This window comes from Acinetobacter sp. F16 (genome assembly GCF_052712855.1).
Genome location: NZ_JBRATK010000001.1, coordinates 252,602 through 260,762, shown reverse-complemented (window position 1 = coordinate 260,762; position 8,161 = coordinate 252,602). Strand labels below are relative to the sequence as shown.

Annotated in this window: 1 protein-coding gene and 4 pseudogenes; all 5 read right to left on the bottom strand. The window is 33.6% G+C overall.

Features of this window, described 5'->3' with window-relative positions:
• Positions 1-165: 165 nt before the first annotated feature.
• A pseudogene (locus ACU0NF_RS01250) lies at positions 166-1,732 on the bottom strand (tyrosine-type recombinase/integrase).
• A gap of 1 nt (position 1,733) precedes the next feature.
• Positions 1,734-3,070: pseudogene (locus ACU0NF_RS01245) on the bottom strand (site-specific integrase).
• Positions 3,071-3,278: 208 nt separating this feature from the next.
• Positions 3,279-3,974, bottom strand: a pseudogene (locus ACU0NF_RS01240) (OmpA family protein); the annotation flags it as partial.
• A 179-nt stretch (positions 3,975-4,153) separates the two neighbouring features.
• A pseudogene (locus tag ACU0NF_RS01235) lies at positions 4,154-4,279 on the bottom strand (type VI secretion system-associated protein TagF); the annotation flags it as partial.
• 49 nt (positions 4,280-4,328) lie between these two features.
• Positions 4,329-8,147 (bottom strand): type VI secretion system membrane subunit TssM, encoded by a 3,819-nt coding sequence (tssM, locus tag ACU0NF_RS01230; RefSeq protein ID WP_445659874.1) that lies wholly within the window; start codon positions 8,145-8,147, stop codon positions 4,329-4,331.
• Positions 8,148-8,161: the final 14 nt, after the last annotated feature.

Sequence of the window (8,161 nt, the reverse complement as noted above, 5' to 3'; positions counted from 1 at the left end):
AGCTTCATCTTTAAATTCTGGGGTGTATCGTTGTCCACTCATAATGTTCTCTCCTATGCAAAAAGAATAGACGAAATTTGTCTAGGAGAGTGGTGGCAGTCCATTATCTAACTAAAGAGTGTCTACAAAATCGGTGGCTATTCAACTGTTCAACTTTCATGAAGTTTAATCCTTGTAAATTTTACAACGAGCAATTACAGACTCGATTTCAAACTTTGTAGATTCATGAATTCTAATTAAAGGATTTCTGGCAATACCGATGCTATCAGATAATTTTATTAAATCATCGATTTCATTCTGAATACTTTGTAGTACTGCCGTATGATTCGCATCAATAAAAGGGTGAAAATACATACAACCATAACAATTTCGCACTGGTTGAAAAAGACATTTATCTGGATAAGCACATCCTCCAATATCATAATGAATGTTAGACCCAATATTTCCTAAAACTTTTTTTTGTTTCCATTCATTTTTATAAATTAAACGCCCTGTAAGCAACATAGCAATCATATGTTTATATAGAAAGTTACGCCCAAGTGCGTTAGCTCTAATTTGTGCTAGTTCAGGTGTGGAGAATATATAGTGTCTAGCAGTAACTAATACAGAATGTCCAAGAATATAGGATATTTCTTCTGCAGATGCTCCTGCCATTGCTAAACTATATCCAACATGATGTCTAAAATCCGAAAATGAATATTTTTGCTGTAAAAGTTCTCCTGCAAGAACAGCTTCTCGATATAATTTAGGAGAAAAATCTAATAATTGAGTATTTATAGCAATTGAACAAAAGCGTGATGAGTTTTCTCCCATATCGAATAATTTATCATTAGGATTTAAATTGAATCTTTTAATATAGGCAATGATAATTTGAGCGATTTCTTCTGGTAATTTGACAGCTATCCTTTCATATACGTAACGTATTTGTTTTGCGTATGGAATTAAAATACTATAACGATTAAATTGATCTATGCTCCTAGTAGTATCTAATTTTATATCATTTACAGATAACTTAGCTAATTGTACTGGTCGAAGACCTGTTGTGTAAGTTAATCCTAATATTGAAGTATAAAGAAGTGTTTGATCATCTATAGTATTTTCAGAATCATTTATATCCTTGTTTACCTTAATAAATCCTTTTTGAATTATAGAAATAAGAGGATAATCAATAGGATTTTCATATTGCTGGTAAAATAATTTTGAATTAAATGACTTAGGTCGTGGAATGAACTCTAATTCATAATCATTACTTATATCAAACTTTGGAAAATCCTCAACGATTAATAAACGAAGTAAAAACTTTATATGTGAATAAACCAGTGATTTTTCTTCAATGGGCGCAATATTTATCAAAAAACATTTCAGATTTTCGTAACTAAAATTTAGGTTATTTTTTTTCAGGTAATTTAATAAAATTGTAAATGAATATAACTTTTGACCTAATGAAGAGGGGGGTATTCCTTTGGCTAAACACAATAAGAAAAAATTTCAACAAAATAGTTTCATTTTGAGAAAATTTTGAAAAATTTATTTTTTCTCTATTACCTGAATAAAAAAAATTCCATATATTACTTGTTGATACTAAAAATTTATCATCAAATTTTTCAGCAATTAAAAACTTTACAATTTTTGGAAGTTTTTCGTTAATATTCTGAAGTGCAGTTATTTGTTGGGAATCAAAAAACGATTCCAAATCTGCTCTATGTCCTGAAAATTGATCAAGTTTAGACATGTTAGATTTCCCATTTTTCATCTAATATACGTTGTAAATTCAATAGATTAGCTCTATTTAAAATAAAACGTTTTGCATAGTAGCTAGGCATTATACTATTAGGACTCCAACCACCTAAGACGCGTAAATCCTCTTGTGCTTTTTGCATAATTTCATCATTACTGATGGATTGTTGGTAACGATTTTCGTTCTTATATTTTTTTATAGCAAATGCTAATGTGATATATGCCCATGTGTGTCGACACACATGAGGTGTTATTTTATGAATTGAGTCAATATTTGTATCATCAAAATATATAGGATAGAGACCTCTAAATTTTATATCTATTTTGTTAAAAATTGCATTTATAGATGAATAACTTAGTGCAGAGTAGGGTGGCTTTAAAGAAGTAAATAATATGTCTGATTGTGTTATATTTCTTATTTTTTCAATGTATACATTAATAAATTCGTAGTCGAAATTACTTAATTTGATCACCCTATAAGAGAGCTCATTCTTTATACTTGGTTTTCTACTCCTAATATCATATTCATCTTCAGTATTGGTAATTATAAGATTATAAACATCAGAATTAATTGATTTTTTTATTGATTTAGTTGTTAAAAGCATCAATTCACCAACTCGTAAACCATAGTTTATCATTAAGTGTACGATCAAGAAATTACGAAGTTGATGTTTTTGTGTGATGAAAGGATTGTTTACATTAATATTAGCTTTCTTGTTGGGACGAATAATTTCATAAAGTCTACAAGTCATTTCATTGTCTAAGCTTTTAAAATGATAATTAATTCTACTTTTAACTGTGAAGCTACGTTTAGAAAATTTATTAAAAACCTTTTTTTTATTCATCAAGAAAATATCGATTTTTTTCTACGATTTGTTATTTCTTTTAATGTAAGATCTTGATTCCAAACATTCCAATATTCATCCAATAAGTAGTTAAAGTATTTAAACAACGATCGTATACGTTGCGTAATAGTCATATAATTAATATCAGAATTTGCTCTAATACGTATTAAGTTATTCTCAAGTTTTTTATTATTTTCTAGAAAAACAATAAAGTTATCGATTTCACTCAAATATATTTCTGGATCATATCCTGATGTGATAAATGATTCACAGAAAATAGTTTTATATTTTTTAAACCAAAAATCATACCAAGTTTTAATTGCGAGTAAATCTGATTGTTGAGTAGCTATACTTTGAAATCGAAGACTTCCCATGCAATACAATAGAGGATAGAGGCAAGGAGCAGATATTGTTGCATCAAATAATAAAATGATTTTATTTTCATTTGAATATTTTTTTGAAAGTCGAATTGTTTTTATAAAGAACATATATTTTTTAAGAACTTTATGAATTATTTAAGATATAAACATAATTGATCTTAGTCTATTTGAAAAGCGTTATTAAGTAATTGTTTTTTAGTTTAGGAATAGAGTTGATGAACTAAAAGTATCATGTACTCAATTTAACATAATATACATTATACGAAATTCAAGATATTTATAAAAAGCCACATACTAGTAGCTCCTTATAAATATCTTACAGAACTTCAAACTCAATCCGACGGTTCTTCTTGCGACCTTCGGGTGTTGTATTATCTGCAACCGGCTTATTTGAACCTAAACCGTCAACACTTAAACGATCTGCTGAAATATCCTTTCCAATTAAATAATTTTTAATAGCATTTGCACGATCCTGGCTTAAAGTTAAATTTTTAGCTGGATCACCTGAACTATCCGTATGACCAATAACTTTTACTTTCTTTCCAGCAACCTTATTTAATGCAACTGCCATCTCATCCAAAATTTTGGCGCCTGATTCAGCCAATATTGCACTTCCAGATTCAAACTCAATAATTCGGTTTTTTAAAGCCTCATCAATAATTTTCTGTTCTGCCTGATTCACTGTTAATTTAGCATTTAAACGATATGGTGTTTCAACCAAACTCTGAAAATTTGATGTGATGGGCTGAATATCATTTTGATTTGATATTTTTCCAGTTAATTCAACCTGCGTACTACGTACAGACAATTTCCCTTGTTTAACTTTTTTTAAGTCTTCCGTAATGACTTTTGCAACAGAATCACTCCAACCATTTGGTGCAGATACAGTACGAACCTGAATTTTATCAACCACTTGATCTGCACCGTAAACAGCAAAAATTTTATTCAAAATCGCTTGTTTACTCGCTTCATTGGGTACAGCACCTTCAACTATAATCGGTTCTGCATAAGCATTAACTGAGACACTAGGCATAAAGAAAGCAATATAAAAAATGATTTTAATTATTTGTTTTTTCATAATTTTTATTCATTAATAAATGTTTGTTTAAATAATTTTATAGCTTGGCTTAAGCTCAAAAATAACAATTAAGCAATTATTCTGATTAACTGTGAAAATGAATAAGTCATTGACTCAAGTTCTTCAGTAACTATTTGATTTATCATCTGAATTAGAGCAGACTGACCACGGTTTTCTAGGAAATCGTCACGTGCAGGACATTTACCATAATAAAGTAGTAACGTTTTTATTTCATGCATCAAAAAACTCCTGCTTTTTTTATTATTTTGATGACTAATCTTTTATCCTTCATGGTGTTGCTCCATGAAGATCCGTTAATAACGACGTTGCATTGGCTTTAACTGCCGTTACAGATGTCGGTGCTGCTTGCGCAGCGACAACACGTATGGATTTATTATTTACCACGTGATTAACCAATCGCATGCCAGCATAGCCACGGCTTGAACCAATCTGTCCTGAATTGCCACTAATCAAACGAAAATTCACTTTCACAGCCAAGTTCGGATTTTTTTGATCTTTCCAAATCAATTCAAAGCTACCATCGCGTTGGGTACGTTGCGCACTATCAATTAAGCGATTAATACCATATTCACCCGGTTCATCAAAAATCGTATGGGTCTGCCCTTCCAAATCTACGGCTGTAATACGCGCACCTGGAATAGATCCCGGGTTTGGCCAGACAAAATTCACCCATTGTTGAATACCATTTTCATAGACCATTCTTTGTCCATCAATATCAATGGTATAAGAAAATAGCTGGGTATTTTCCAATGGATAAAACTGGAAATTAGATTGATTAATCGCCGCAGGTGCTGTGGTCTGATTCAATTCTCCTGTTGCCATACCATGACTTGGTGCTACATAACTCTGAAAATTCATGACAAATTGAGGATTCAGACTCAACCCTAAATCTTTCCATGTTTTAGAGGTCAAGGTATAGCCACGACGAATCACCAATGGGTCAAGATTGTCTTTCACAAAGCGTGCAATGCTGCCAGTTTCACCCAAAATTTGATTAATTTCATGACTGGTTGCTTGTAAGCTAGCAGAAGAATTAAATGGATATTTCTGGCTTAAATTTGCTGTAAAGGGCTGATTGGCTTGTAGCATCCACAATTTATTAATCTCATCCTGAGCAGGAATCAATAAACTATCAAATGACTGTGTTAACGGACTCATCAATATTTTTTGTAAAACCTGTTGATCCAATTCATTTAGACCAACGGACATTTTTTCGTCAATAATTTTTTGGGTACTATTAAAGACTGAATTTTGATCACTAATGGTTTGTTTGACTAAATTCATGGCTGAAGGACCAATATCCCCTGCGCTTTTCAGATCGTTAAACTTGCTCCGTACTTGGGCAAGTGATTGCATATATTCATCTAATAAAGATTTGTTCTGCTGATCATCACGCTTACGCAGCATTTGGTAAAACATCTGGAATTCTTTAGAAATCACGCCCTGTGCCTGATTCGATAATTGTTGTGCAATTTTAGCTTTATTATTACTTAAAACTTTAGCTTTAAACCATGCCATGAAACCTGTTTGTGGTGCAGCAAGTTCTGCTTGAACGACTGGATTATCCCAACTGGTTTCTCTCGTAATATGAGTGATCATAAAACGAATTGGTGAATTTTCTGGTTCACCTAATATTTCTATATTTTTTGCCTGTTGTTTAAAATTATTGGTTTTTGCGTAGTAAATGCCATTCAAGAATTTACGCCATTCAGCGATATATTCCTGTTTATACAATGCAGTTAACTGCTTGCGAATCTGGTCGGGACTTCCACTAAAAGTCAGGTCATCGGATTGTGTGCTGTTTAACACCCAATCCTTACTATCCGTTGGACGGTTCGCTGCTTCATCAATGGCTTTTTCTACATAATCAGACCATGCTTTATAGGTAAAAATGCCCGGTAAGGCATAACTGCCCAGTACTGTATTTTGGTTATTCTCCCCGACTAACTGCTTCATAGTGACTGCTGGATAACGAACTGCTGCACGCATTTTTATTTCATTATAGACACGGTCACGTGCAGGCATGCCACGAATCACGGATAATAACACCTGACGCGTTTGATCTACCAGCAAAGTATCCGATTCAAGAATAGGAAATTTCTGCTCATTGGTTAGGGTCATACTATAGGATAAAATTTGCTCCGCTTTCTGGATCATTTCACCACGTGGCATTTGTCCTCGATTTGAATCCAGCCAGGAGCGCCAGAAGCGTGTCACTTGATCACTTAAATGACTTGCATCCATATACTGTGCGTTGCTCATCATTAAATAAGCCTTTAATGCGTTATAAGCATCTTGAGGATTGGTTTCAGACGGCTCTAAATATTGTTGATTTTTAGCAACCTGTTTTACTTCTACATTGATATGATTGGCTTTTAAGGTGGTTTCATTGCTTTTTACCCGTTGCAAATACTGAACAATATTTTGCTGTGTCGGCTGTAAAACAATTTGCTTCACGCCTTTTAAATATTCCACTTTTAACTTGTCACGCAATTCATTGCCTTGATACAAACCAAAACCCAATTGAATAGGCTGATCTTGCTCAAACTGATCGAGTTGTTGCATACGCTCTTGTAAAATCAACAAGGCGTTTAATTGGGTGGACAGTTCTTGTCCTGACTGTTTTTCAATTTGCACAACCTTGTCCAGATCAGCCTGAACATCAGCAATCAATTGTTGATTATTACGATATGACCATACCCATAAACTTAAAATAATCGACACACCTAACAAAGCCGCAATAAAAGCAAGATGACGATGTTTCCTACGTCCCGGATTAATATGCTGTTTAACCAGATTTTTGTCTTTTAAAATCACATCTGAAAATAAGCTTTTCAGGAAGTAACCATGATTTTGGGAAATCGAATTGGTCTGTATGCCACTTTCATTATTTTGGCTTTTAAATAAATTAAAATCCTGTGCAAGTTGTTCTGTCATTGGACTTTCGATCATGCCTCCCTGTAAGGCACTGGTGAAATAGAAGCCACGGAACACCGGTTTAAATTGATACGGATTTTCTTCAAATAAAGTCCCAATAAAGGTTTTTAGGACTGGTTTTAGGCTCTTAAACTCCAAAGGAAATGTCATTACACTCGGTGAGATATTTTGCGAATGACGACGACTGAGATGCGTAATGCTTAGCCCTTTTAAACCCTCATATAAAACAGAATAATGTTGCTCAAAAAGTTCAACGGCATGATTGGCAGAATTCGGATCATACTTTAGGGTCGCACCCCACACCTGATCAGATTCATTGACTTCATAACATTCAAAAAACTCAGTAAATCCTGCAATCAAATCCATTTTGGAAAAAACCAGATAGACCGGTGCAAAAATCTCTAAACGTTCGGTTAAGTCTTGAATCCGCGCCCTTAAATTTTTCGCCAGTTTGATTGATTTTTCAGGACTTTGACTTACTAGCTCGGCAATACTAACAATTACAATTAAACCGTTAATTGGTGCTTTAGAACGGCTTTTCTTTAATAAACCTAAAAAACCTAACCATTCAGAATGATCTTCAGCATAAACCGAATAACGTCCGGCAGTATCGAGCAACACCCCTTCGGTCGAGAAAAACCAGTCGCAGTTTCTCGTCCCACTTAAGCTTGAAGAAAGCATTTTTTGATGGGATGCTTCAAAGGGAAACTTCAGCCCTGAATGATAAATAGCCGAACTTTTGCCTGCTGCCGGATTACCAATCAGCATATACCAAGGTAATTCATATAAGGCAGCATTGCCCTTTTTATCTCCCAGTTTTGACTTACGAATCAACTGGATCGATTCCTTCATTTGCTGATTGATCAGCTGTAATTCATCTTTATCTTTCTGTTTGCCATATTCAGCCTGGGTATCGTTTTGAATGGCCTCAGCAAGGACCTGCCCTTGTCGAGCATGACGATATTTTTGAATCAGCCAATATATGCCATAGCCGATAAGTGTCAAAATATAAGCTGTGACTAATGCCCAAAAAATATTTTGGGGAATGACATTATATGAAGAAACCAATGCCACTAAAAAAGATAATGCAATGATGGCTTTAGGATGAGTTAGATACTGCCAGACATAACCTAAAATGATATAAAACATGCGATTCCCGTTAT